Below are 25409 nucleotides of genomic sequence, written 5' to 3' on the forward strand. Positions count from 1 at the left end.
CGCAATCCTTCCGCCTGATCGAATCTAGCCAAGGCTCACCTCCATGTGGTTCCTGCGGTTGTTCATTGCAGCGGCGTTCGCCATCAACATGGGCAACTCGTCATCCCGGAAGGCAAACGGCGCGGTTTCACGCTTCAGCTTGAAAGCGCGGTCGATCAGATAATGCTTGTTGGCGACGTGCAGGTCTTCCGGCACGCGCTGGCCGCTGGCGACATAATAGGCGTTCAGCTTCTGGCGTATCATGATGTCCAGCGCCCCGCCTATGGTCGCCGCTTCGTCCAGCTTGGTCAGGATGCAGCCGGCCAGGCCGTTGCCCTGGTAGGCGCGCACCACTTCGCTGAGGGTTTCTCCTGTCGATGTGGCGTTCAGGCACAGCAGGCGCTTGACATCGCTGCCGGCGGCCGACAGCATTGCCACCTGCTCGGTCACCATCTTGTCGCGCTGCCCTACCCCGACCGTATCGATCAGCACTGTATGCTTGTTTTTCAGCTCGCTGAGCGCAATGCGCAGGTCGCTCTCGTCCTTGACCGAATGCACCATGACGCCGAGTATCTTGCCGTAGATGCGCAGCTGTTCGTAGCCGCCGATACGGTAGGCATCCGTGGTGATCAGCGCCAGCTTGGCCGGACCGTGACGCATGACGCAGCGGGCTGCCAGCTTGGCCGTGGTCGTGGTTTTTCCCACGCCTGTCGGCCCCACCAGGGCATATACGCCGCCTTTTTCCAGGATTTCGTTTTCATTGCCGATGGTAGGCAGGTTGTTGGCGAGGATGGCCTTGATCCTGGCGATGCCGCTGGCAACGCTGGCCTGCTCGGGCAGCTTGTCCACCAAGTAGCGCGCCAGGCTGGCGCTGAAGCCTGTGGCCAGCATTTCTTTCAGGATTTCTGCTTTCAGCGGCTGGCGTTTCTGGGTATTGCCCCACGACAACTCTGCCAACTGCGCTTCCAGCATGCCGCGCATGGAGCGTATCTCGCCCATCATTTTCGACATTTCAGCCGCGCTGGCATTGCCGGTCATGTCCGCACCGGCGAAACCCGGCATCGCAGCAGGTCTGACAGCAGCCTGTGCAGGCGCGGCAAACTGGTGCTGGACCTGGGCAGTCCGGTGAACGGGCTGCGGCTCATGCGCCTTTTGCTGGAATGGCTGCTGGAACAGCGGCTGCGGCGCAGGCGCAAAGCGCGGCGGCGTCACCCGGGTTTCTTCCGGCACCATCATGCGCTCATGTTCGGGCGTGGCGGCGGCAGAAATGGCTTCGTCCGCCATCGCCAGTATCTCCACCTTGCCGCCCACATTGCGGTTCGACAGGATCACCGCATCGGGACCAAGCGCCTCCTTCAGCATCCTGATCGCTTCACGTGATGTGTTAGCGGTAAATTTCCTTACATTCATGATTGCCCTCCAACAAGGCTGGTAACTCTAATCGTTTTTGTTTCAGGTAATTCGGCATGCGACAGCACCTTCAGCTGAGGCAAGGATCTACGCAGGAAGCGGGACAGCAAGGCCCGCAGCGGTCCGGGCACCAGCAGCACCGGCGTCAGGCCCAGTTTTTCCTGGTTATGCGCTGCTGCCTCGGTCTGAGTAGCCAGCGTGTCAGCAAGGCCCGGCTCAATGCCAGCGCCATCCGCGCCGCTGGTTTGCAGCGCCTGCATCAGCAGACGTTCCAGACGGTTGTCCAGCGTCATCACGGTCAACTCATTGGTAGACGGGAAGATCTGCTGCACAATCGCGCGGCCCAGGGCGATACGGACAAACGTGGTCAATTCTGCCGCGTCCTGCGTCTGCATTGCATGTTCCGACAGGTTTTCAATAATGGTGCGCATATCGCGGATATGCACGCCTTCCAGCAGCAGGTTTTGCAGCACTTTCTGCAGCGTGGAGACCGGGATCAGTTTCGGCACCAGGTCTTCCACCAATTTCGGCGCGTCCTTGGCAACGTGGTCCAGCAGCGACTGTACTTCCTGGCGGCCCAGCAACTCGGCGGCGTGCGAGGTAATCAGGTGGTTCAAGTGCGTTGCGATGACAGTGCCGGCATCCACCACGGTGTAGCCCATCGCCTGCGCCTGTTCGCGCATGCCGGCATCGATCCACACGGCGGGCAGGCCAAAGGCCGGGTCCGTGGTCTCGGCGCCGGGCAAGGGACCGGACACCATGCCTGGATTGATCGCCAGGTATTGGCCTGTGATCGCTTCGCCGGTGCCGACCTCGACGCCTTTGAGCGTAATACGGTAAACAGAAGGCTTCAATTCCAGGTTGTCGCGGATATGCACGGGCGGCGACAGGAAGCCGACCTCCTGCGCGAATTTCTTGCGTATGCCTTTGATACGGCGCAGCAGTTCACCGCCCTGCCCTTTGTCCACCAACGGTATCAGGCGGTAACCGACTTCCAGGCCCAGCGTATCCACCGGCATGATGTCCTGCCACGTGGCTTCTTCGATTTCCGGCGCGGCTGCTGCCTTGACCGGCTCCTCTTCTTTTTCAACCACCGTACCGCGCTTGCTGATCAGGTAGCCCGAGCCCCCCAGCAAGCCTGCCAGCAGTATAAAAGCAACGTGCGGCATGCCAGGGATAATGCCCATGCCGCCCACGATGCCGGCGGTAATGAACAGCACCTGCGGCTTGGCAAACAGCTGGGTAATGAACTGGGCGCCGATATCCTGCTCGCTGGCCACGCGCGACACGACGATACCTGCCGCGGTGGAGATGATCAGCGACGGGATCTGCGCCACCAAGCCATCACCGATGGCCAGCAGCGTGTAGTTCTTCAGCGCAGCGGCAAAATCCAGGTCATGCTGGACGATGCCGACAATCAGGCCGCCGATGATGTTGATGACGGTGACCATGATGCCGGCGACCGCATCGCCGCGTACGTATTTGCTGGCACCGTCCATCGCGCCGTAGAATTCCGCCTCTTGCGCGACTTCCGTACGGCGGCGGCGGGCTTCCTGTTCAGCGATCAGGCCGGCGTTCAGGTCGGCGTCGATCGCCATCTGTTTACCCGGCATCGCATCCAGGGCAAAACGCGCACCCACTTCGGCGATGCGGCCCGCACCCTTGGTCACGACGGTAAAGTTGATGATGGTCAGGATAATAAAGACGACGATACCGACGGTGTAGTTGCCGCCGATCAGGAAATGGCCGAAAGCCTCGATCACCTTGCCGGCGGCGTCAGGTCCGGTATGCCCCTCGGTCAGCACGACACGGGTGGAGGCCACATTCAGCGACAGGCGCAGCATGGTGCTCACCAGCAGCACGGTAGGGAAAACCATGAAGTCCAGCGGCTTGACCGTATACAAACTGGTCAGCAGCACGATGATGGACAAGGCAATATTGAAGCTGAAGAAGATATCCAGCACGAAGGCCGGCAGCGGCAGCACCATCATCGCCAGCATCATGATGATCAGCAACGGCGCAGCGATGGCCTTGTTGTTGAATATCTTCATCCACCTGGGCAGTTTCAGTCCGTTCATGCTATCGCTCCAGCATCATTGCCGGCTGCAGTTTTTGTAGCGGCAGGATTATTCGGGTCCAGCTCTGGAGGGACAGGTATTTCATTCGGCTGCTCAGGGTATTTTCCGCCACGCTGACGGAAGGCTTTTAATTGGAAAACGTAGGCCAGCACTTCAGCGACGGCGGCATACAGCTTCTCCGGGATTTCATCTCCCAGGTCGGTATGGGTGTACAGCGCACGCGCCAGCGGCGGCGCTTCCAGCAAGGGCACATTGTTTTCCTTGGCCAGCTCGCGAATCTTGGCGGCGACGGCGTCGGCGCCCTTGGCAACCACCTTCGGCGCCCGCATTGCGCCGTCGGAGTACTTCAGCGCCACGGCAAAGTGGGTCGGGTTGGTGACGACGACGTCGGCGGTCGGCACTTCGGACATCATGCGGCGGCGGGCCATTTCGCGCTGCTGCGCGCGGATCTTGGCCTTGATCTGCGGATTGCCGTTGGCTTCCTTGGATTCCTGCACGACTTCCTGGTGCGTCATCTTGAGCTTGTTGGCGTAGTGCCACATCTGGTAAGGCGCGTCGATCGCCGCGATCACCACCAGTGCGCCGACGATGGAAAGGAAACATACCGCCAACATGTGGCCGACGTGCGCAGGCCCCTGCTTCAGGGGCTCCACGGCCAGTCCGAAGATGGCATTTTTTTGGCCCATGATGGCGATCCATGCCACGACGCCGACCAGAATGGTTTTGCCGATTGCCTTCAGCAGTTCCACACCGGCGCGGGCCGATATCATATTGCCCAGCCCGCTCAACGGATTCAATCGGCCGAAGTTCGGCTGCAGCGCCTTGCCGCTAAACAGCCAGCCCCCTATCAGCAAGGGGGAAGCCAGTGCAACCAGCATCAGCAGCCCGGCGATAGGGGCAAATGCGATCAGCACGTCCAGCAGGCTGTCGGCAATGTGCGCAAACAGCACCGCGGGGTCGAATGCCTGTGCGCGATCCATGCTGAGGCCGGTGACCAGCAGGTGATTCAATTGCTTGATCAAGCCGCCACCCATCCCCCACAGCGAAGCGCCGGCGGCCAATAATATCGTGCATGTGGAAAGCTCCCGCGAACGGGGAACGTCGCCCTCTTCACGCGCCTGTTCCAGGCGCTTCGATGAGGCCGGCTCGGTTCTTTCCTGATCGCTTTCTTCGGCCATTGCCGACTCCCGTTATTTCATGCCTTGCGTACAACATGTCGCATGACAGTTTTACAGGTACGATTATTGAGGAAAGCAACGCAAGCTCATGCAGCGAACAGGATCAAAATTACCCCTTTATTTCACTGCACCAATCCAGTAAAAATACTAAAAATTTCTTTCCATGTGGAAAATGTCGCTTTTTTAGGCAAATGCCGCACCTGGATGCGTGAGGATTGCATGAGTTGCGTGTGTGCAAGGGAATTTTGTGTCAAACAAATAAAAAAGCCGGAACCGCTTAGCGGTTCCGGCTTTATGGATTTATGTAGCTGCGTTATCGCATCAGGCAGCTGATGCGATGTTTTTAGCCCAAACCAGCGCGGACAAATGCGCCTTGTTGACGTCGGCAGGACTGATGCGCAGCGATTCGGCCAATGAGCCGACCAGCATGCTGTTCAATTCGCAAGCTTCCGCCAGCGCCAGGTAGGGTCCATAGACACCGCCCCTGGAAATCAGCGCTTCGGTGACTGCATCAGGCAATTGTATCGTGGACAACACCTCTTCCATCGGCAGGCCCAGCAGCCTGTCCAGCAAGGAGAACATGCCTGCGACGAACAGGTTTTCCGCTTCGCTCTTGCTCATCTGCGATTGGCCCAGCAACTCCGCCAGGCGTCCGCGGACGATTGCCGTTTCCAGCAGTACCGGAGAATAGCCGCTGGTGCTGGCAGTGGCCAGCAATAGCGAAAGCCAGCGGTACAGTGGGCTATAACCGAGAATCTGCACAGCGTGCTTCAGCGACTGCACTTCGGTGCGCAAGCCGAAACCGGCAGAATTAATATAACGCAGCAGCTTGTAGGCCAGCGTCGCATCGCGCTTCACCACTGCTTCCAGTTGCTGGATGTCGGCATTCTTCCTGACCATTTCCATCAATTGCAAAATGGTAGTTTGCGAAGAATTCAGACCTTTCTGGTTGGTGCTCGGCCGTGGCGTCAGATGCAGCTTGCCAACGAAACTATCCAGCCCGAGCGCAGAGCAGGCATCATAGTCCTGCCAGGTTGCGACCTTCCTGGCGATCATACGTACCGACGACTGTTTCAACGCGGCATAGGTTTTTGCCTGTGCAGCGAAATTGGCGGCGCCCAGTTGTACTTCGATATGCGAAATTTGCGACAGCAGGCTACGGTCCAGGCCGCTCAGGTCGCCGCCGCGCACCGAGATGCCATATCCCTGTTGCCGAACTTCCTTGATCAGCTCCAGCTCCGGGCCTTCCACAAAATACCTTTTGGACAAAATCAATACGGTATTTTTCGGCGACAGCAGTTTCAGGCCTTCGGTCTGCAACAGCGCGGGAACCGCTTCCAGGAACAGCAGGTTATCGCCCAGCAGGAAACCCTTGTCGTCGTCATGAAGCTGCTCGGCGACAAAAGTCATCAGGGAATCCAGATCTTCCACGCTTTCGCTACCGGAAGGATCAGACGGTTTTTGCCATGACAATTGAAAACCGATGACCCGCTGCTTTGGGTCTAGCAGGGGTTCTCTGACAATGAAGTTTACTTCATTCATAGTGGGATGATCTAAAAATAGCATATAGCGGCCAAACAGGACCCGCTATTAAGCAAATACTCAATAAAGACTTAGAAGCCCAGACTATCCAGCAGGTCGTCCACCTGGCTCTGGTCCGCAACAACTTCGGCGTTCCCTGTCGGGTTGATTTGCGGACCGTTCATCAGTCCGTCGCCCGTGTCGCGCTTGATCTCATTCGGAGAATAATCGATCAGCAACTGCACCAGTTGCTGCTCCAGGTTTTGCGCCAGTTCAGTTACCCGCTTGATCACTTGCCCGGTCAGATCCTGGAAATCCTGCGCCATCATGATATCCATCAGATGCGACTTGGTTTCCACACTGCTTCCGCTTACCGATTTCAGGTACTCCAGAGTCTGGCCCGCAGCCTCCTTGTATTGCTCTACCGTTGCCGACTGATCCAGCAGGCCCTGCAGACCGGCAGAAATTTTCTTTGCACCAGCGTCAATCGATTCCTGCAAGGGAATCGCGGCGTCCGTTGCATTCAACACCCGCTGCGCCGCCTGTTCGGACATGCGCGCTACGTATTCAAGCCTGTCCCGTGCATCCGGGATATCGTCAGCTGCCCGTTCCAGCAACTTATCCAGACCTAGCCCGCGCAAACTATCATGCAGCAAGCGCGTCATATGCCCTACGCGCGTCAGGAGTTCGTCTTGCGGGGCGCTATCGCCATTAATTGGACTCATTTTCGCTCCTTGTTGGGGCATCCCCATGCCTGCCCCATTACCAGCTTGATTGCCGCAATACCCGAATATCCGTCAGGGCTGGCTGCAATGCTGCTTTAATTATTATTAAGCGCCCTTCTCAAGCTTCTCAAAAATCTTGGTCAGTTTCTCATCGAGCGTCGCAGCCGTAAAAGGTTTCACCACATAACCGTTGGCGCCTGCCTGGGCGGCGGCGATAATGTTTTCTTTCTTGGCTTCCGCAGTCACCATCAGCACAGGCAGCTTGGCCAGCGCAGCGTCGGCGCGAATATGCTGCAGCATGGTCAGGCCGTCCATGTTGGGCATGTTCCAGTCTGAAATGACAAAATCGAAATCGCCTGACTTCAGCTTGGCGAGGCCCATCGCGCCATCTTCTGCTTCGTCGACGTTGGAATATCCAAGTTCTTTCAGCAAATTACGCACAATGCGGCGCATTGTAGAAAAATCGTCAACAACTAAAAACTTGAGATTCTGATCGGCCATGAATTACTCCATTATTTCTTTAAAGACAGTATTTAGTATTATCGGTCAAATTGCAGGGAAGTGGTGTCCAAATTGCAGAACAAGTTAAATTTGTCTGAATTTGGTCAGCTTAAGGGGTGCTATACCGGATATTGAACCGGATTAAACCCGTAAAGCTCGACTTCCATGCGTGGCAAGATAGTTTAATACCTTGGCAGGCAGTTCGTTCAAGGGCCCAACCTCATGCGTCGCGCCCACGGCAATTGCTTCGCGCGGCATCCCAAATACTACACAAGTTGCTTCATCTTGAGCAAAATTGTATGCACCGGCGTTCTTCATTTCCAACATGCCTGCGGCGCCGTCCTTGCCCATGCCGGTCAAAATCACACCCACCGCATTTTTACCCGCAAAAGTGGCGGCGGAGCGGAACAGCACGTCAACGGAAGGCCGATGCCGGTTCACGGGCGGGCCATCGTCCAGCTTGGTCACATAGTTGGCGCCGCTCCTGGCCAGCAGCAGATGTGAATGGCCGGGCGCGATATAGGCATGCCCCGGCAAGACCCGTTCGCCGCCGGCGGCCTCCATCACCGCGATCTTGCACAGGCTGTCCAGCCGCTTGGCAAAAGAACGGGTAAAACCTTCCGGCATGTGCTGGGTGATCAGGATGCCCGGACAATCCGATGGCATCTGCACCAGGAAATTCTTGATCGCCTCCGTGCCGCCAGTGGAGGCTCCAATGATAATCAGCTTTTCACTACTGGTCAGCGGATTGCGCACCAGGGGCAACTCGTTGAGCGGCCCTTTATTGGCTTCGGTCAGGTGCGCCGCGCGCGGCTTGAGACGGGCCTTGGACGCAGCCCGTATCTTGTCCGCGATCAGGTCGGTGTATTCCTGCATGCCGCTCTTGATCGACAGCTTGGGCTTGGTGACGAAATCGACCGCGCCCAATTCCAGGGCGCGCATCGTGATCTCCGACCCACGCTCTGTCAGCGACGATACCATCAGCACCGGCATGGGTCGCAGGCGCATCAGCTTTTCCAGAAAATCCAGGCCGTCCATCTTTGGCATCTCGACATCCAGCGTCAGCACGTCGGGATTGGTCTGCTTGATCAGCTCGCGCGCGACCAGAGGATCCGGCGCAACGCCGACCACTTCCATGTCCGGCTGGCTGCCGATAATTTCACTCATGACGCTACGGATCAATGCCGAATCGTCCACTATCAATACTTTAATTTTCATAAAAAATACTCCGCCGTCACGTACGCACAATACGCATCATCCACGTCAAAACAGGTCAATCTCACCGCCAACAGGTGCCGTTTTAAGGCGGCTGGCGTAATCCAGTTCACGTTTTTTGAGCGTATCGTTATGTTCAACTTTTAGTTTTTTGACCAGGACTTTTCCTGTCTTTGGAAAAAAATACACTTTGCGAGGATAAATGTCGTTCAGATCCTCAGCGATCACCCGCATTTTTTCGGTGCGCAGGTAATCGAGTACAAATTTTGCATTGCGCTCACCGACGTTGATCGCGGTAAAACCGCGCAGCACGTTGCCGCCGCCGAAAACCTTGGCTTCCAGGTTTTCCCGCCTGGCGCCGGCCTTCAATAGTTCGTTGATCAGCACTTCCATTGCATAGGTGCCGTAACGCATTGATGCCGACACCGGATTATCCGTATCCGCGCCGCCATCCGGCAGCATGAAATGGTTCATGCCGCCGACGCCGGAAATACGGTCGCGGATGCAGGCTGAAACACAAGATCCAAGGACAGTCACGATCAACATATCCTTGCCGGTGAAATAAAATTCACCAGGTAAAATTTTAGCGGCGTCGCAATCGAAGGTCCGGTCGTAATAGACGTTGGTTGCGAAATGCTCTTCACTTAGCTGGCTCATATTAGCCCTTATCCGTTGGACGCGGCATGGCTCTCTGACGCGCTTCATGCAGGCTCGCCAGTTCATACACCGTTTTACCTCTTAACTTGAAGGCATCCGTCACATATAGAAAGTTTTCGGAGTGCCCGGCAAAAAGTAAACCATCCGATTTCATTAATGGCACGAATTTTTTAAGTATCTTCCCCTGCGTTGGTTTGTCGAAATAAATCATGACGTTGCGACAGAAAATCGCATCGAACTCGCCACTCACCGGCCAGCTGTCGGCCAGCAAATTCAATTGCTTGAACGTGATCATGTCGCGCAACTCCTGCCTGACCCGTACCAGACCCTCCTGCGCGCCCTTCCCTTTCAAGAAAAATTTGCGCGCGCGTTCCGGCGACATCTTGTCCAGGCGGTCCAGATTGTAAACTCCCTTGGAGGCGGTCGCGAGCACATTCGTATCAATGTCAGTGGCGATGATATGGGCCGGCGGCTTCATTGTGCCGAAGGCTTCGCACAGCGTCATCGCGATGGAGTACGGTTCTTCCCCTGTCGAACTGGCAGAACACCAGATGGTCAGGTTGTCGCGTTTTTTCTTTACATGCTCCGCGAGGATAGGAAAATGATGCTCTTCGCGGAAAAATGAAGTCAGGTTGGTGGTCAGCGCATTGGTGAAGGCTTCCCACTCCGCACCCGCAGGCTCCCTTTCCAGGTCATCCAGATAAGTAACAAAGGAGCTCAGGCCTGTTGCCCTTAAACGCCTCGCCAGACGGCTGTAGACCATCTCCTGTTTGCTGTCCGCCAGGGAAATGCCGGCTTTTTTATAAATCAGGTCGCGGACGCGGTCAAAATCGCGATGCGTGAAATCGAACTCTTTCGATGTTTCAGTTCTACTTTTTTCTAAAGGCTTTGTCATTAAAACCATCCTTCTTTTGGAACCCGTTTAACTCACCGGATTCTTAACAATTAGCCATTATGAGCCCGAACATCTGCCAGCTCCAAATCCTATCGAGGAGATGGTCCGCCATTTTCGCTTTTATTCCATGGAACGGTAACCGATTCGGAAGCCGCCCCAGTGTTTTCCCGCTATATAGATAGGCACCGACAGGTCATGCATCACTTCGCCGGTATCGCGCTTATAGGTCTGTAGCAGGAAGGGTTTTGTATTTGAACCGCAGCGCGACCCTGTGCGATCGTCAAAGATGCGCTTGGTACGGTTATTGATCAGGTCCTTTTCGTAGTTTCCCGTCAGCTTTTGCGAGAATTTTTTATTATGGGTAGGGAAATATCCATTGTTATCCACCGCCCCTGCATAGACCAGCTTCGGCATTGCAGCCAGCAGCGCCTCCTGTACCGGCGGCAAAACACGATCGGTAAAAGCATCGAACGCGGTCGTGTACTTTTTGGGATTGGTATCCGCTATCGGCGCGTAGCTGCGGTCAAATAATTGACTCATGCTGATTTGCCCCGACTTCAGCGCATCGGCGAACAACTTTTCTATCACTATAACGGTTGCCAGCGCAGCTTTCCTCACAGGATCATGCTGGGTGACAATATTTAACGAACTTATTTCGTTAAACAACACTTCCGACAACTCCGACAAGCCGGTTGCGGAAGCGATCACCTGCGGCAGGCTGGCCTCGGTCGCAATCATGCCTTCACGGATTTTACCGATTGACACAGAAATGGACTGTGCGTCTTTGACGTGCGTTTTCGCCAACTCCGCGATCAGCTTGATCTGGTGTTCGGAATGGTCCGCCGATTTTTCGATGTTATTGAAGTACGAGTGCACCTTCTGTATGCCATTGGCCGTTTCAACCACGCGGTCCGCCAGCCGCGACATGCCCAGCGATGCATGTTCGGCCTCGTCATTGATTTCCCTCAGCATGACGCGGATATCGTCGGTAGCGGTTTTAGTTCTCTGCGCCAGCTCGCGCACTTCGCCCGCCACCACGGCAAAGCCGCGACCGTTCTCGCCTGCCCTGGCCGCCTCGATCGCGGCATTTAGCGCCAGCAAGTTGGTGCGCGTTGCAATTTCATTGATGACATCCGCAATGACGTGAATGCGCTTGGACTTTTCCTGCAACACGGCCATGCCTGCCGATGCCTGATCAGCCTCCTGGCGAACGCTGTTGATCTGCTGGATGCGGGCATCGACCTCGCTTTTGCCGGCAGCACTATCGCTACGCAACTGGGTGGCAGAGTCGGACGCCTTAACGGCGCTGTCTGCGATTTCCTGCGTGCTTTTTGCCACGTCATCGGTGATGCCGGCAACCGTGTTGGTGGTGCCGACATCCTGCGAGATTTTTTTCTTGATCGAATCGACGAAATAAGAAGTCTCTGCCGAACCTATCATGATGTGGTCCAGTTCTTCGGCTATCTTTTTTGAAAAACCGGAGTTGGACGACACATTGCGATAATAGGCGGCAAGCGGAATTGCGATGCCCGCGGCAGACGCCACGAAGACCACCAGGTAGGGTGAACTGTCCACACCGGCCCATCCGGCACAAGCCGTTACCAGCAAGCTGGCAATCAGGCCGAGCACGCCATAAACAAGGCATTGGGTGAATACAGAAAATCTGTGCATACGCTCTCCACTGACAGTACATCACACCTGCGACATGGAGAGCAATATCAGATGAACGCGAGCCTGCTATCCATTCCTGCAGTTCTGCAACGGTGGCTGATAGAGGCAACTCTGCAACATCGGCATGCAACTCGCCTTATTTTGCAAATGAGCCGGCATATCAGCCAAATTCTCTTTACTTTGCCCAGCTTAAAACTCTTCCCACTCATCCGCACCTGATTCTTTTACCGGGGTCTTGCTCTGGCTGGCGGGTTTTCCGGACGGCGCTGACGCCATCGAGACGCGCTTGGGAGCAGGCTTCGCTACCTTCGCAGTGATGCCGGCAGAGGCACTGCCCACCCTGGCGGCTGGCCTTGCCGGCGCGGAGTATAATTGCGCCGACGACGGCCCTGCTGCCAGCTTGAACACGCTGACGGCCTCGGCCAGCGCAACCGCCTGCTCTTCCATGCTTTCCGCTGCAGCAGCAGCCTGCTCCACCAGCGCGGCATTCTGCTGCGTCATTTCATCCATCTGCGTGATCGCCAGGTTGACCTGTTCAATACCGGAACTCTGCTCCTGGCTGGCCGCAGTGATCTCGCTCATGATGTCGGCCACGTGCTGTACGCTGGTGACGATTTCATCCATGGTCTTGCCGGCCTCATCCACGAGCTTGCTGCCCTGGTCCACCTTGTCGACCGAGTCGCTGATCAGCGTCTTGATTTCTTTCGCCGCACCGGCGCTGCGCTGCGCCAGGTTGCGCACTTCGGATGCAACCACCGCAAAACCGCGGCCCTGCTCGCCGGCACGCGCTGCTTCTACTGCCGCATTCAGCGCCAGGATATTGGTCTGGAAGGCGATGCCGTCGATGACGCCGATGATGTCCACGATCTTGCGCGAGCTGTCCTTGATCGAGCCCATGGTAGTAACGACCTGTCCCACCACGGCGCCGCCCTTGACGGCCACACCGCTGGCCGATACCACCAGCTGGTTTGCCTGGCGCGCATTGTCGGCATTCTGCCTGACCGTGCTGGTCAGTTCTTCCATGGAGGAAGCAGTCTCTTCCAGCGAACTGGCCTGCGATTCGGTACGGGAAGACAGATCGGCATTGCCGGAGGCGATTTCCTGAGAGGCCACGGTGATGGTTTCAGTTCCTACCCGCACTTTACCGACCGTCGCGGCCAGGCTGTCATTCATCGCTTTCAATGCCCGCAATAAAGCCGCAACCTCATCCTTGCCCTCGGCCTCAACCTGCGAAGTCAGGTCGCCACTGGCGACTTTCTCTGCCAGTTCCAGTGCCGTTTGCAAAGGACGGGTGATGCTGCGGGTGAGGATCAGCGTGAACACGGCGCTCAGCACCAGTGCCAGCAACAGTACACCATACAGGGCAAAAGACAGTTTCTTGCCGGTGGCGGCAGAAGCGTCGACTGATTCGGCGGAGGATTTTTCCTGTAGCGCAACCAGCTTGCTGATTTCTACCATCGATCGTACGCTCAGCGGATCAATAACGCCGGAAATGATCTTGACGGCGCCTTCGGAATTGAAAGCCAGAGCCTGCCCAACCGCATCTTTAAAGGGTTTTTCGATATCCTGGTCGATCTTGCCCAGTTCAGCGACGATTTTTTTCTCATCGTCGCTCAGGCCGTATTTGGACAATTCAGTCTTGGCCTTCTCGTAGCGAGTACGCTGCTCTTTCACCACGCCGTCCTGCTTCTGCATTTCGCCGACATCGGACTGTATGCCGATATTGCGCATCGCAATACCGCCTTCCAGCAAGGCACTTTTCATTGCATTGGCCAAGGCCTGTTTTTTGGCAGCCGCACTCACTGCATCGACCATTGCCGCCCGGTTTTGAGTTGACAGCGTGGTTGCCAGAGCCAGCAACAAAATCAGTCCGCCTAAAATTAAACCAAAGCCTATTCCCAAACGAGCGCCAATACGAATGTCGCGTAAATTCATCGCCAATATCTCCTGTTTATGATTTTTATTATTATTGTGGACTACTTTTATGAAACCACTTTTGTGCTGCCGTAAAGCCGGCTTGCCCGGCAATGCCGGGTAAGTCGAAGCAAATCCGTCAGGCGGCCATTTGCTCGGCAAGGCCCATTTCGGGGCTGGACATCAATTTATCGATGTCGACCAGGATCAGCATGCGCTCTTCGAGCGTGCCCAACCCAATCAGAAAATCGGTGCTGAAGGTCGTGCCCATTTCCGGCGCCGCCCTCACCTGCTCCGGCAGCAGCGTCGTGACGTCCGATACGCTGTCCACCACCATTCCGACTATCCTGCCGCCGATATTCAAGATAATCACTACCGTGAACTGGTCGTACGTCGGCTCACCCAGGTTGAACTTGATGCGCATGTCCACCACCGGCACGATGATCCCGCGCAGGTTGATCACCCCTTTCAGGAAGTCCGGCGCATTCGCAATGCGGGTCACCGCTTCGTAACCGCGGATCTCCTGCACCTTCAGGATGTCAATGCCGTATTCTTCCCTGCCCAAAGTAAAAGCCAGGAACTCCTGGCCTGCAATATCCAGCCCCGAACCTTCGCTACTACTGCCAGATGCCTGCGCATTTTGTGTCATCTTCATTCCCCGGTAAACAAAACTTCATTAGCCTGAATTCTTCAGTTGAATCTTCATTCGCTGACTGGCGTAGTCACCTGGCGGAGCGCAACAAGGCAGCCACATCCAGAATCAGCGAGACGCCGCCGTCACCCAGTATCGTTGCACCGGAAATACCGGGCACCTTACGATAATTGGATTCGATATTTTTCACCACTACCTGCTGCTGGCCAACCAGGTCGTCGACAAACAGTGCCGCTTTTTTTCCGTCCACTTCGACAATGACGACAATGCCTTCGGAGGGCTTGGCAAACTTCGGCTGGATATCGAATGCCTCATACAGGGCAATCAGCGGAAGATATTCATCGCGCACTTTGACCACACGGCCCTTGCCGCTGATTTCCTTGACGTCTTCCGGTGCAGGCTGCAGCGATTCCATGACAAAGCCCAGCGGCAGGATATAAATCTCCTCGCCGACCTTGATCGACATGCCATCCAGGATCGCCAGCGTCAACGGCAGGGAAATGGTAATCGTCGTACCGAATCCCTTGGCCGAGCGGACGTCCACTACGCCGCCCATCTGCGTGATATTCCGCTTGACCACGTCCATGCCCACGCCGCGGCCGGATACATCGGTCACGGTTTCGGCAGTGGAGAATCCTGGGGCGAAGATCAGCAGCCACACTTCGCTATCGGTCATCGTATCGGAGACGGCGATCCCATTCTGTTTCGCCTTTGCCAGTATCCGCTCACGGTTCAGGCCGCCGCCGTCGTCGCTGACTTCAATGACGATATTGCCGCCCTGATGCACCGCAGACAATGACAGTTTTCCTGTTTCACTTTTGCGCGCAGCGGCCCGTGTTTCCGGCATCTCTATGCCGTGGTCGATACTGTTCCTGACCAAGTGCGTCAGCGGATCGACGATACGTTCAATCAGGCCCTTATCCAGTTCGGTGGACGCGCCATACGTAATGAATTCCACCTTCTTGCCCAGCTTGTGGGCAAGGTCGCGCACCATGCGCGGGAAGCGTGAAAATACATAATCCATCGGCATCATGCGGATGGACATTACGGCTTCCTGCAGGTCACGGGTATTCCTGGTCAACTGGCCGACACTGCTCAGCAGGCGCTCGTGATGGATAGGGTCCAGGTGATTGGTGCGCTGCTCCAGCATGGCTTGCGTGATGACCAGTTCGCCGATCAGGTTGATGAGCTGATCCACCTTTTCTATGCCCACCCTGATGGTTGACGATTCCTGCGACACCGTCAGTTTTTCTGCTTCTTTTTTTACTGGTGTTTTCTTGTCTGCCGTCGGTGTGCCCGCTACTGCAGGCGCGCTTGCAGCGCCAGCCGCGGCATTCTGGGCAGACGGGTTCTCCGGCGGGAACATGGATTCCAGCGGTTCGAAAAAACCATAGCCCAGCTCATCTTCCGACAAGCCGGCGTCCGCAGCAGGCGCGGCGATCTTTTCCATCGTGATCTTCAGATCGTCCGGGTCCATAATGAAAGAACAGATGGCAACGATATCGTCCTGGCTTTCGCTGGTCTTCAGCGTCAGCACAAACTTGCCGTCGCTGCCGTCTGCCTTGCTGATGGAGCCCAGCAGGCCCAGTTCAGCCATCAGCGCCGCCACATCGTCGGGCGGCAGTTTGGGCAGGCCTATCGTAAACAGCGAAGAGTAATTCTGTGCAGCATGGTCAATCAGCGGTTCAACGTAACTGACCGGGGGCTTGACCAGCGGCACCACGTCCTGCGACAGCGACTGCAGCAGCATGCGCACATCGGCAACAGCGTCCTGGTCCACCGGGGACCCCAGCTTGTGACCGTCCAGCTGCATTTTCAAAATATCTTTCGCGACCAGGAAGGCGTCCACGTGCTCGGATGTCAGTGCCATTTCGCCCTTGCGGATCTTGTCCAGCAAGGATTCCAGGATGTGGGTCACTTCCGACATATCGGTCAGACCGAAAGTAGATGCGCCTCCCTTGATTGAATGGGCGGTACGGAATATGGCATTGAGCTCTTCTTCGCTCGGAGATGAAACGTCGACAGCCAGTAACAACTTCTCTTTTTCGGCGAGCAGCTCCTCTGCCTCGTCGAAAAAGACTTGATAAAACTGACTCATATCAATGGTCATTATCTCACTCCGTGATGTACTCTGATTGGTCGCAAACTATCCATCGATAGTCAACCAATCACTTTCTTGACCACTTCCGTCAGCTTCTGCGGATCGAAAGGTTTTACCAGCCAGCCATTGGCGCCCGCCGCGCGGCCCTTGGCTTTCATGTCGTCGCTGGACTCGGTCGTCAACATCAGGATAGGCACCCGCTGGTAGCTCGGCAGGCCGCGCAAGGACTTGATCAGCGTCAGGCCGTCCATGCGGGGCATGTTCTGGTCGGTCAGCACCAGATCGACTACCTGGTTGCGCGCTTTTTCCAGGCCATCCTGTCCGTCTACGGCCTCAATTACCTGATAACCCGCGGCTTTCAAGCTGAACGCCACCATCTGCCTCAGCGAACCGGAATCGTCCACCGCTAATATTGTCTTGGTCATCATTACTCCATTATGCAAATTTAAGGCTTTCGCCTAGATTTATCACTCCACCTACCAATCCGTTCGGGCTTGTCATTGCACGGACCTGATCGGAATCTTACGTAGCCGCTGGCTCAAGTGCTGCCAAAGGCTCCTTTGCGCAATCTGCTTGCGTGCCTTTGCGGCACTTCGGCCTGCTGGCTAAAATAATTCTATATCGCCGCTGTCCAGGTGCTTTTGCGTTACCGCTTTGCGTAGCAAGCCCTTCAATTCCTGGCTCTGCGTTTCCAGCCGCATCGTGATCTCTTTCAGCAGCACGGCAATCTCGTCGCTTCCGCCATCCTGGGGGATATCGCCGCCGATGATGCCCAGGGTGCTCAATACCTCGCGCAAGCCGGCGCTTCTTTGCACCGTGCGCGAAATGAGCTGGCTTGTCAAATCCTGGAACTGCAGGCTGGTCACCGCGGAATTGATGTGCTGGGTAATGTCGCCCTGGATCACTTTCAGCTTGTCCACGGTTGCATCCGACGCCGTTCCGGAAGAAATCAGCAGGTCAATTTCCTGCTGCTGGGCAGAGATGGCGGCATGTAGCGCGAGGAAGCTCGTGCCCAATTTTTCGATGGCTTCGGCAAGCAGTATCGTGGTCTGCACCAGGTCGGTTTCCACCTCAAGCAGATGTTCATTGCCGTGGTCTGAAACACCGGTCAGCAGCCGTTTTACTTGAGGGCCCAAGGTTTTCTTTTTCGGCATATCAGGCATCCCAGTTTCTCGATTTGTTCAGACGGTGCTTCGTCATGCAGCTAGTTCGCTTTAACGGATACGCCGGCGCCCGGATCGGCCGGCGTCGTTACCTCTATGGAGCCGCCATCCGTCTCTGCCGCTTCTTCCGCTTTCTTGTTCATTACGATGATGCTGATGCGACGGTTGATCGGGTTCAGCGGATCGGTCTTGTCGAACAGTACCGATGAAGACAACCCTACCACCCTCAGCACTTTCGCTTCGTCCATGCCACCGAGGATCAGCGCCCGGCGCGACGCGTTCGCGCGGTCGGCCGACAGTTCCCAGTTGCTATACCCCTTTTCGCCGCTGCCGTAAGGCGCCGCGTCGGTATGCCCGGACAGGCTGATGCGGTTAGGCACGTCATTCAAGGCCTTGCCGATCTCGGTCAGGATCTCGCGCGTATACGGTTGCAGCTCCGCCTTGGCCGATGCGAACATGGGCCGGTTCTGTTCATCCACCATCTGGATACGCAGGCCTTCGGTCGTCAAGTCCAGCAGCAGCTGGTTTTTATACTGCTTCAGTGTAGGATTGGCATCGATTACCGCCTCGATCTTGGCTTTCAAGGTCTTCAGGCGTTCAGCGTCTGCCTTGGCCAGCGCGGCTTCCGCTGCCTGCAAGTTGATGGTTTTCTTTTTAGCAGCCACGTCGCCGCGCTTTTCCTGGCCGGTACTCATGGTCAGGTCCTTGCCGCCGCCCTTGATCACGCTGGAACTATCGCCGCTGCCTTCGCCCCCGGCCATCGCCACTTTCAGCGGCGTCTGGAAATACTCGGCAATACCCTGCAGGTTGCCCTTCGCGGTCGACCCCAGCAGCCACATCAGCAAGAAGAATGCCATCATCGCCGTCACGAAGTCGGCATACGCAATTTTCCAGGCGCCGCCATGATGGCCGCCGGCAGTCTTCTTGATCCGCTTAACTATAATTGGCCGAAGTTCTTCATTCGCCATCACGCACCTCTAATCAAGCTGATTATTTCGATTTAGACTGTTTAATATGGTCTTCCAGTTCCGAGAAGGTCGGCCGCTCGGTTGAGTACAGCACTTTGCGGCCGAATTCCACCGCCAGTGCCGGCGCATATCCGTTCAGGCTGGCGAGCAGCGTCACCTTGATGCATTGCAGCGCCTTGGAAGACTCATCCAGCTGCTGTTCCAGCAGGGTGGAGAGCGGGCCAACGAAACCGTAGGCAAGCAAGATACCGAGGAAAGTACCGACCAGCGCATGGGCAATCAAGATGCCCAACTCTGCCGGCGGGATGCCGACCGACTCCATCGTATGCACCACGCCCATTACCGCCGCAACAATACCGAAGGCAGGCAGGCCGTCGCCAAGCTTGGCAACGAAATGGGCAGGGATTGCACCTTCGTGGTGATGGGTTTCCAGTTCGTTGTCCATCAGGTTCTCGATCTGGAAGGCATCCATATTGCCGGACACCATCAGGCGCAGGTAATCGCAGATGAATTCCATCATGTGATGGTCGCCGAGCACGGCAGGATATTTGCTGAACAGGGGGCTCTCTTCCGGCTTTTCGATATCGCCCTCGATCGACATCAGACCCTCTTTGCGAACCTTGGTCAGCACGTCGAACAGCATGGTCATCAGCTCCATATAGAGCTGCTTATTGAATTTAGAGCCTTTCAGCACTCCAGGCAGCGCCTTCAACGAGGCCTTCAGGGACTTGGAATTATTCCCCACCAGCGCGGCACCGACTGCCGCACCACCGATCATGAGCAGCTCCAGCGGCTGGAACAACACCGCAACGTGCCCACCGGACATCACAAATCCGCCGAAAACGGACCCCATGACTACAATATAGCCGACGATAACTAACACGACCGATGACTCCTAAAAAAGAGAAACAACAATTTATACCTGCTGAAGCATTTGATTTAGTCCGGCGCTGGAAACATGCTCCGCGAGAGAATCTACGGTCTATCGATAAAATGCCTTAATTTAAGTGAAAAATTGCCCAAAAAATACATTTCATAGCTGGCATTATATGCGCCAAGCGTAAAGAATGGGAGCGTTATCCCCCGTATTTATGCACAAATCCGGCTCCGCACCGGGAATCACAAACTCATAACTGAGCAACATGGCACCCGCGCGCATCTCAGATTTCGCTTTTTGCCATAGCCCGGGCATAGCCGCCGGCGACAGGTAGGCAAACACAAAATCATAGGATTGCAGGTTCAGTTCCATATAATTTTGCAACAAAAAATGAGCGTTTGAGCGGCTCAGTTTTGCCCGTAAGTAGCTGATGCACCAGGGTAAAGGCGCGATCTCCACGCCCGTGAAACCGGCATCGCGCCGAGCTTTTGCCAGACTGATTACCAGTCCACCGAGGCCGCTGCCGATGTCGATGAACTGCACCGCTTTCCCGACAGGCAGCAAGTCCCGCACAAAAGGAAAAAGGGAGGCCCGGGAGGGGTAATAGGGAACTTGGGTCCGGTAAGTGGACCAAAATAACAACAGCAAAAACAGGAAGCCGAACAGGAAATAGGAAGGTGGAAAGCCGACAGCGAGAAATACAACAATTGCGGGTGGGAACAGCAGCTGTATGCACCACCACCACCAATCCATGCCGCGCAGGCAGGCGATGCCGGCAGCGAGACCGGCCTGAAGGATGACAGCGACATACAGCGGGGGTTGAAACCTGAATGCAGCGGCAAGAATAAAAACGGCCGCGCTGCAAAGAAGCAGGGAGAAGACTTGTATCAGCAATGCATGCAGCGCAGGCAGCATTGCCTTTGTGTTTGCTACTGGAGAATCAGCTTCGTCATGATCGGATTGAACGCCCAAATATTCCCCACGCTACAAACATTATGCCACCATGGCCATCGCTTCCGACTCCCTGGATTTCTTGGTTTTACCGGCACGGGATGGCACATGGCACAAACCGCACGCGTAATCATCATGCAAATCCAGCGTATGTGCAACAAACTGGCCGTTGCATTTGCGGCATTTTGCAAACGTTAACATTTTTCCGTCAAAGAACCTCACCAGGGTCCAGGCACGGGTCAACGACAGCACAGGCTCTTCACCAGCGGCTACGGGCGCCTGCTCCAGATACAGCCGGTAGGCCTTGACCACTGCGTCAATGCCGCGAATACCCGCATGGTCCTGCAGGTATTTATGGATATTCATGAACAGCGAAGAGTGAATATTCGGCTGCCACGTCACAAACCAATCGGTAGAGAACGGCAACATCCCTTTTGGAGGGGAAACGCCCTTCAATTCCTTGTATATTTTCAGCAAACGCTCGCGAGATAAGGAAGTCTCGGATTCCAAAAGCTGTAGTCTCGCACCAAGATTGACCAGATCGATCGCCAACTGGATTTCATGCGCTTCATTCACTACACTTTTATTTGCCATTTTTATCACCTTGATTTACACGTTCTGCCGATGGATGCTACCGTAACCGGGAATTAATGAATCTCTTCAACCGGTTGGCCTGCCATCAGGATAGCGGCGTGCGAATGCGCCAGTGCACGTTCTTTGTTATAGTTGGTGAGCATGCACAGGATCGCGCTATCTTCAAAGCGGAAACGGGCCAGCATCATGTTGGAACCGGCCAGCTTCAAGATCTGGGCATTATTCAAGCCTTCGATCAGATCGGCGATTTCCTTGCCTATGCCCAAGCGGAAGATCGCAGTTGCTTTGTCGGCACGGATCATTTGCTGTGCGAGCATCAGGTAACTCAGATTTGCGTCGCGAATCTCAGCCATCATATCGTTCTGTGTCATTTTACCTACCCCCGAAACTGTTATCCTGGCGCTGATTTCGTTGCCAGTGAGATACATTGTGGGACTTAGGAAAACGTCGGTGTATAGGTAGAACTCGGTATTTTTTTACAGGAAAAACAGAATAAGCCCGTAGGGAAATTCCCTACAAGCTATATATTGGCATCTGCACTAAATAAATCTAAGCAGAAATTAAATTTTTTGAAGAATTTTCTTAACTTTGACCTCAGAAGAAAATTCCATATTAAATCAACGAGTTAGCAAATATTCGCATGCGGATATCGTCTCTCTCAAATACATTAACGGCAGCAAATTGCAGAACTTTAGGGTAAATCGAAAAATATTTTTATTCTTTTTACCTGTCATTTATAACGGTGCCGCAGGCCAAGAACTTTAGGGTCTGAATGCAAAATTTATTTAAATTTGTGTCGAAACTGTAACTGCTGTTGCATTTATGCTGGAAAAATATAATCAAAAAAACAATAAAATCCCGATTTGGTCTGACAAAAGCTATTGTTCTCTTGAATCGAAGAAATAAAAACACCTGAAAAATAGGCGCTGAAATGGAAATGTAAGCATGATCCCTTGGCATAAAGACAAAAAAGATAAAAAATAGGGCGAAAAAAATTCGCCCTATTTTCAATCCTTGCTGCGCGGCCACTGGCCACAGGTATTTAACCGGCGGCAGGAGCGCCGGCTTCCATGCGCCATATTGTTTTGCCCTTGGAGTCTTTATCCAGGCCGGTCAACAACGCGTTGTGCGCCTCGATGTCTGCATCGGATGCCAGAACGACTATCACGTCCGGCAAAGGGATATCCAGAGCCAGGTCGCCCGCCTGCTGGCCGCCGTCCTCAACCTGCATCTCCATCGTCAAGCTATTTTGCCCTCTGGACATCGCCAGGAACACATCGGCCAGTAACTCCGCATCCAGCAGCGCGCCATGCAACTTCCTGTGCGCATTGGATATGCCGTAGCGGCTGCACAAGGCATCCAGCGAATTTTTCTTGCCAGGGTGCAGTTCCTTGGCCTGCACCAGCGTGTCAACCACCTGACCGACATGCCGGGTAAATTCAGGCAACTCCAGCAAGGCGAATTCCGCATTCAGAAAAGCGACGTCGAACGGGGCATTATGGATAACGATTTCGGCGCCCGCGACATAATCGCGCAGCTCATCAATGATTTCGGCAAATTTAGGTTTGTCGCGAAGGAATTCCGTCGTCAATCCATGGACTGCCAGCGCGCCCTCTTCCGAATCGCGCTCCGGGTTGACGTAGCGATGAAAATTATTGCCCGTCAGCTTGCGATTGACCAGTTCCACACAGCCTATCTCTATGATCCTGTCGCCCGATCTTGGATTCAGGCCTGTGGTTTCGGTATCGAGGACAATTTGTCGCGTCATTTGGTATGGTCCGGAAATCTGCGGCTGTCACGCCGCCATTCATTAAAAAAGTCACTCATGCTATCCATGCAGGCGAGGTCGCACTCAGGCCGTGTCGGCTTCCCAGCGCAGCTGTATTGCATCTGAAGCGCTGTCTGTACAGTGCTCCGCATGCAGGCCAACGCCGGCAGCAAACAGCAACTCGCTTCCTATCGCCACGAAAGGCAGGCGCAGGCGCTGCCAGAAAGGGATACGCAAAGTCTGGTAATGGCTTTTGATATCGCGACTAGGACGGTTTAGCCCCAGCCGGAGCCGCTCGCCGCCTTCGCGCAGGCACAAGGTAAGACTTTGCTGCCGCAGCCATTCGCTATCCAGGCCAACGTCCGCCCGCTCAAAGTGCAGCTTGCCGCCGAATCCGGGGAAATGCAATTCATCTTCACCTGCCCATTGGAAGTGGACCGGCGCCGGGGGCTGAACATCGGTCGGCAGATGGCGGGATGCATATATCCTGTTTTCGTAACGGTGTATGCCCGTGCCGTCATGCGTGACGGTAATCCTGGCGTCATCGCGCGCAGCAAACAGCTGCTTGCGCATCTCCGCCAGCCTGGCTGTGGTCGGCATGCGCACGCCCGTTTCGGAAAGCCAGAAACGCAGCAGGTTGTCGATGCGGTCATCACTGAAGCCTTGCATTTTATTGATGTCAAGGCCTCCATCCACGGTGCATGCATGCACATCCTGCTGCGCCAGCTCCAGCAGCATACGGTGGGCAGATCGCGCGTGGCGGGCGCTTCTGGCGATGCGCTCGGTAAATCCGGGCGAAATGGCCGCCAGGATGGGCATCACCTGCAGACGCAGCGCATTGCGGGCATATTTGCTGTCCGCATTGGACTCATCTTCGACAAAGGGGATTTCCCGTGCTGTTGCAAATTCCTGCAGTGCCTGCCGGCTTTGCTCCAGCAAGGGCCGGGCAATTGCCACGGCATCCGTGCCAAGGAGCTGCGGCGCCTTGTTGTACAGGTCCATGCCGGACAAGCCGGCCACACCGGAGCCCCGCAACAATTGCAGCAGCAGCGTTTCGGCCTGGTCATCCTGATGGTGCGCAGTCAGCAACAAAGGTATGCTGCGGGCGCGGCACATGTCGCCAAGGGCGCGGTAACGTCCGCTGCGGGCCGACGCCTCTACGCCTTCACCGGATGCGGAGTCTACCTGGATAAGCGCGGAATCAAACGGTATGCCGGCATGCATCGCCTGCGCCTTGCAATGCAGCAGCCAGCTGCCGGCATTGGGGCTGATGCCATGGTGTACATGGAAGGCAAACAGATCGATGCCGCGGCTGGTGCAAAATTCACGGGCGAGCTGCAGCAGCACGGAGGAATCCAGTCCTCCGCTATAAGCAACTGCAATGGATTGATGCGTCTGCGCTCGCGACGTGCCTTCCCGCACCTGGGCATCGGGAAGGCAGCCTTGGCCGCTGCAACTGGAAAGAATAAACTCTAGGCGTGTGTCGAATTGCTGCTGCAAACCTGCGGTATGGCTTTTCACTCAGGCTATTCCGCCAGTTTGGTTTCCTTGAATTTGCCATAGCCCATCAATTTTTCATGACGAGCGGTCAGCAGATCCTTGGTCTTGACTCCCTGGTACTGGCGCAGCGTGTCAGCCAGCGCGCGCTTGACCAATGCGCACATCTGTTTTGGATCGCGATGCGCGCCGCCCAGAGGTTCATTGATGATCTTGTCGATCAGGCCCATGGCTTTCAGCCTGTGCGCCGTCAGACCCAGCGCCTCTGCCGCATCGGCAGCACGGTCGGATGTCTTCCACAGGATGGAAGCACAGCCCTCCGGGGAAATCACGGAATAAGTTGCATATTGCAGCATCAGCACGGCATCGCCGACTGCCAGCGCCAGCGCGCCGCCGGAGCCGCCTTCGCCGATGATGGTGGTGATCAGCGGCACTTTCAGCTCCGCCATCACATACAGGTTGTGACCGATGGCTTCAGACTGGCCACGCTCTTCCGCATCGATACCGGGCCAGGCACCAGTGGTATCCACAAAGGTGAATACAGGCAGATTGAATTTTTCGGCCAGTTTCATCAGGCGCATCGCCTTACGATAGCCTTCAGGCTTGGGCATGCCAAAGTTGCGCATAGCACGCTCTTTGGTGTCACGGCCCTTCTGATGACCCATGACCATGCAGGCCTGGCCGTTGAAGCGCGCCATGCCGCCGATGATCGACTGGTCATCGGCAAAACTGCGGTCCCCATGCAACTCATGGAAATCGGTAAAGATGTTGTTCACATAGTCCATCGTATATGGACGCTGCGGATGCCGGGAAATCTGGGAAACCTGCCAAGGGGTCAACTTAGCGTAGATGTCCTTGGTGAGCATCTGGCTTTTCTTGGACAGGCGGTCGATCTCTTCCGAGATATCCACCGCTGAATCGTCTTGCACAAAGCGCAATTCTTCGATTTTGGACTCTAGCTCTGCAATAGATTGCTCAAAGCCCAGAAATGTCGTTTTAGTCATCGTGCCTCCTTCAAATTCAACACGAGTTGAAAAATAATGCTGAATGTTTACGTCAATGCAGGTGCATCTGCTTCCTCGACATCATGCAAG

At 55.4% G+C, this 25409-nt stretch carries 23 protein-coding genes; all 23 read right to left on the bottom strand.

All coding sequences use genetic code 11. From position 1 onward, the window contains the following. Positions 1-24: 24 nt before the first annotated feature. The gene (gene flhF / locus ACO0LO_RS00705; RefSeq protein ID WP_422962275.1) at positions 25-1389 is read right to left on the bottom strand and encodes a flagellar biosynthesis protein FlhF; all 1365 of its coding nucleotides are present in this window, start codon (positions 1387-1389) and stop codon (positions 25-27) included. Next, complete coding sequence (gene flhA / locus ACO0LO_RS00710) at positions 1386-3467, bottom strand: flagellar biosynthesis protein FlhA (RefSeq protein ID WP_422962276.1); 2082 nt, start codon at positions 3465-3467, stop codon at positions 1386-1388. The genes flhF and flhA overlap by 4 nt, the downstream gene beginning before the upstream one ends. Next, entirely contained in the window at positions 3464-4645 is a 1182-nt protein-coding gene (gene flhB, locus ACO0LO_RS00715; protein WP_422962277.1) for a flagellar biosynthesis protein FlhB, read from the bottom strand. Before flhB ends, flhA begins: the two co-directional genes overlap by 4 nt. 321 nt (positions 4646-4966) lie before the next feature. Then, entirely contained in the window at positions 4967-6187 is a 1221-nt protein-coding gene (locus tag ACO0LO_RS00720) for an EAL and HDOD domain-containing protein (RefSeq protein WP_422962278.1), read from the bottom strand. A gap of 71 nt (positions 6188-6258) precedes the next feature. Further along, entirely contained in the window at positions 6259-6891 is a 633-nt protein-coding gene (cheZ, locus tag ACO0LO_RS00725; RefSeq protein WP_422962279.1) for a protein phosphatase CheZ, read from the bottom strand. 105 nt (positions 6892-6996) lie between these two features. Next, positions 6997-7392 carry a chemotaxis response regulator CheY gene (gene cheY, locus ACO0LO_RS00730; protein WP_188568307.1) on the bottom strand — a complete coding sequence of 132 codons (396 nt, stop codon included), beginning with the start codon at positions 7390-7392 and terminating at the stop codon, positions 6997-6999. A gap of 141 nt (positions 7393-7533) precedes the next feature. Continuing rightward, the gene (locus ACO0LO_RS00735; protein ID WP_422962280.1) at positions 7534-8610 is read right to left on the bottom strand and encodes a protein-glutamate methylesterase/protein-glutamine glutaminase; all 1077 of its coding nucleotides are present in this window, start codon (positions 8608-8610) and stop codon (positions 7534-7536) included. A 45-nt stretch (positions 8611-8655) separates the two neighbouring features. Continuing rightward, on the bottom strand, positions 8656-9264 hold the full coding sequence (gene cheD, locus ACO0LO_RS00740) for a chemoreceptor glutamine deamidase CheD (protein ID WP_422962281.1): 609 nt from the start codon (positions 9262-9264) through the stop codon (positions 8656-8658). A 1-nt stretch (position 9265) separates the two neighbouring features. After that, positions 9266-10159, bottom strand: coding sequence for a CheR family methyltransferase (locus ACO0LO_RS00745; protein WP_422962282.1), 894 nt, complete (start codon positions 10157-10159; stop codon positions 9266-9268). Positions 10160-10279: 120 nt separating this feature from the next. Next, positions 10280-11830, bottom strand: coding sequence for a methyl-accepting chemotaxis protein (locus ACO0LO_RS00750; protein WP_422962283.1), 1551 nt, complete (start codon positions 11828-11830; stop codon positions 10280-10282). A 189-nt stretch (positions 11831-12019) separates the two neighbouring features. Next, a complete protein-coding gene (locus tag ACO0LO_RS00755) occupies positions 12020-13765 on the bottom strand; it encodes a methyl-accepting chemotaxis protein (RefSeq protein ID WP_422962284.1) in 1746 nt (581 codons plus the stop codon). Between the two features lie 118 nt (positions 13766-13883). Beyond that, positions 13884-14393 carry a chemotaxis protein CheW gene (locus tag ACO0LO_RS00760; protein ID WP_422962285.1) on the bottom strand — a complete coding sequence of 170 codons (510 nt, stop codon included), beginning with the start codon at positions 14391-14393 and terminating at the stop codon, positions 13884-13886. 73 nt (positions 14394-14466) lie between these two features. Further along, positions 14467-16506, bottom strand: coding sequence for a chemotaxis protein CheA (gene cheA, locus ACO0LO_RS00765; RefSeq protein WP_422962286.1), 2040 nt, complete (start codon positions 16504-16506; stop codon positions 14467-14469). A 50-nt stretch (positions 16507-16556) separates the two neighbouring features. After that, positions 16557-16922 carry a response regulator gene (locus tag ACO0LO_RS00770; RefSeq protein WP_422962806.1) on the bottom strand — a complete coding sequence of 122 codons (366 nt, stop codon included), beginning with the start codon at positions 16920-16922 and terminating at the stop codon, positions 16557-16559. A gap of 180 nt (positions 16923-17102) precedes the next feature. Further along, positions 17103-17651, bottom strand: coding sequence for a chemotaxis protein (locus ACO0LO_RS00775; RefSeq protein ID WP_422962287.1), 549 nt, complete (start codon positions 17649-17651; stop codon positions 17103-17105). A gap of 50 nt (positions 17652-17701) precedes the next feature. Then, entirely contained in the window at positions 17702-18628 is a 927-nt protein-coding gene (gene motB, locus ACO0LO_RS00780) for a flagellar motor protein MotB (RefSeq protein ID WP_394778594.1), read from the bottom strand. A gap of 22 nt (positions 18629-18650) precedes the next feature. Beyond that, the gene (gene motA, locus ACO0LO_RS00785; RefSeq protein WP_422962288.1) at positions 18651-19511 is read right to left on the bottom strand and encodes a flagellar motor stator protein MotA; all 861 of its coding nucleotides are present in this window, start codon (positions 19509-19511) and stop codon (positions 18651-18653) included. A 162-nt stretch (positions 19512-19673) separates the two neighbouring features. Beyond that, complete coding sequence (locus ACO0LO_RS00790) at positions 19674-20477, bottom strand: class I SAM-dependent methyltransferase (RefSeq protein ID WP_422962289.1); 804 nt, start codon at positions 20475-20477, stop codon at positions 19674-19676. Positions 20478-20498: 21 nt separating this feature from the next. Beyond that, entirely contained in the window at positions 20499-21050 is a 552-nt protein-coding gene (gene flhC, locus ACO0LO_RS00795) for a flagellar transcriptional regulator FlhC (RefSeq protein WP_422962290.1), read from the bottom strand. Positions 21051-21103: 53 nt separating this feature from the next. Beyond that, positions 21104-21421, bottom strand: a complete 318-nt coding sequence (gene flhD / locus ACO0LO_RS00800; protein ID WP_325398828.1) for a flagellar transcriptional regulator FlhD — start codon at positions 21419-21421, stop codon at positions 21104-21106. A 671-nt stretch (positions 21422-22092) separates the two neighbouring features. Further along, positions 22093-22818, bottom strand: a complete 726-nt coding sequence (gene dnaQ / locus ACO0LO_RS00805) for a DNA polymerase III subunit epsilon (protein ID WP_422962291.1) — start codon at positions 22816-22818, stop codon at positions 22093-22095. Positions 22819-22902: 84 nt separating this feature from the next. Continuing rightward, positions 22903-24339: a tRNA lysidine(34) synthetase TilS gene (tilS, locus tag ACO0LO_RS00810; RefSeq protein ID WP_422962292.1), complete on the bottom strand. Its 1437-nt coding sequence runs from the start codon at positions 24337-24339 to the stop codon at positions 22903-22905. Between the two features lie 5 nt (positions 24340-24344). Continuing rightward, on the bottom strand, positions 24345-25319 hold the full coding sequence (locus ACO0LO_RS00815) for an acetyl-CoA carboxylase carboxyltransferase subunit alpha (protein WP_422962293.1): 975 nt from the start codon (positions 25317-25319) through the stop codon (positions 24345-24347). Positions 25320-25409: the final 90 nt, after the last annotated feature.

Source organism: Undibacterium sp. TJN25 (assembly GCF_049339885.1).
GTDB lineage: Bacteria > Pseudomonadota > Gammaproteobacteria > Burkholderiales > Burkholderiaceae_D > Undibacterium.

Bases quoted from the DNA above. Each gene is read 5' to 3' on its own strand.
- ACO0LO_RS00720 (WP_422962278.1), bottom strand. From the start codon at position 6,187: ATGAATGAAGTAAACTTCATTGTCAGAGAACCCCTGCTAGACCCAAAG.
- cheD (WP_422962281.1), bottom strand. From the start codon at position 9,264: ATGAGCCAGCTAAGTGAAGAGCATTTCGCAACCAACGTCTATTACGAC.
- flhF (WP_422962275.1), bottom strand. From the start codon at position 1,389: ATGAATGTAAGGAAATTTACCGCTAACACATCACGTGAAGCGATCAGG.
- flhA (WP_422962276.1), bottom strand. From the start codon at position 3,467: ATGAACGGACTGAAACTGCCCAGGTGGATGAAGATATTCAACAACAAG.
- cheA (WP_422962286.1), bottom strand. From the start codon at position 16,506: ATGACCATTGATATGAGTCAGTTTTATCAAGTCTTTTTCGACGAGGCA.
- ACO0LO_RS00760 (WP_422962285.1), bottom strand. From the start codon at position 14,393: ATGACACAAAATGCGCAGGCATCTGGCAGTAGTAGCGAAGGTTCGGGG.
- flhB (WP_422962277.1), bottom strand. From the start codon at position 4,645: ATGGCCGAAGAAAGCGATCAGGAAAGAACCGAGCCGGCCTCATCGAAG.
- ACO0LO_RS00750 (WP_422962283.1), bottom strand. From the start codon at position 11,830: ATGCACAGATTTTCTGTATTCACCCAATGCCTTGTTTATGGCGTGCTC.
- flhC (WP_422962290.1), bottom strand. From the start codon at position 21,050: ATGGCAAATAAAAGTGTAGTGAATGAAGCGCATGAAATCCAGTTGGCG.
- cheZ (WP_422962279.1), bottom strand. From the start codon at position 6,891: ATGAGTCCAATTAATGGCGATAGCGCCCCGCAAGACGAACTCCTGACG.
- ACO0LO_RS00770 (WP_422962806.1), bottom strand. From the start codon at position 16,922: ATGACCAAGACAATATTAGCGGTGGACGATTCCGGTTCGCTGAGGCAG.
- flhD (WP_325398828.1), bottom strand. From the start codon at position 21,421: ATGACACAGAACGATATGATGGCTGAGATTCGCGACGCAAATCTGAGT.
- dnaQ (WP_422962291.1), bottom strand. From the start codon at position 22,818: ATGACGCGACAAATTGTCCTCGATACCGAAACCACAGGCCTGAATCCA.
- motB (WP_394778594.1), bottom strand. From the start codon at position 18,628: ATGGCGAATGAAGAACTTCGGCCAATTATAGTTAAGCGGATCAAGAAG.
- ACO0LO_RS00815 (WP_422962293.1), bottom strand. From the start codon at position 25,319: ATGACTAAAACGACATTTCTGGGCTTTGAGCAATCTATTGCAGAGCTA.
- ACO0LO_RS00735 (WP_422962280.1), bottom strand. From the start codon at position 8,610: ATGAAAATTAAAGTATTGATAGTGGACGATTCGGCATTGATCCGTAGC.
- ACO0LO_RS00755 (WP_422962284.1), bottom strand. From the start codon at position 13,765: ATGAATTTACGCGACATTCGTATTGGCGCTCGTTTGGGAATAGGCTTT.
- cheY (WP_188568307.1), bottom strand. From the start codon at position 7,392: ATGGCCGATCAGAATCTCAAGTTTTTAGTTGTTGACGATTTTTCTACA.
- ACO0LO_RS00775 (WP_422962287.1), bottom strand. From the start codon at position 17,651: ATGCCGAAAAAGAAAACCTTGGGCCCTCAAGTAAAACGGCTGCTGACC.
- ACO0LO_RS00745 (WP_422962282.1), bottom strand. From the start codon at position 10,159: ATGACAAAGCCTTTAGAAAAAAGTAGAACTGAAACATCGAAAGAGTTC.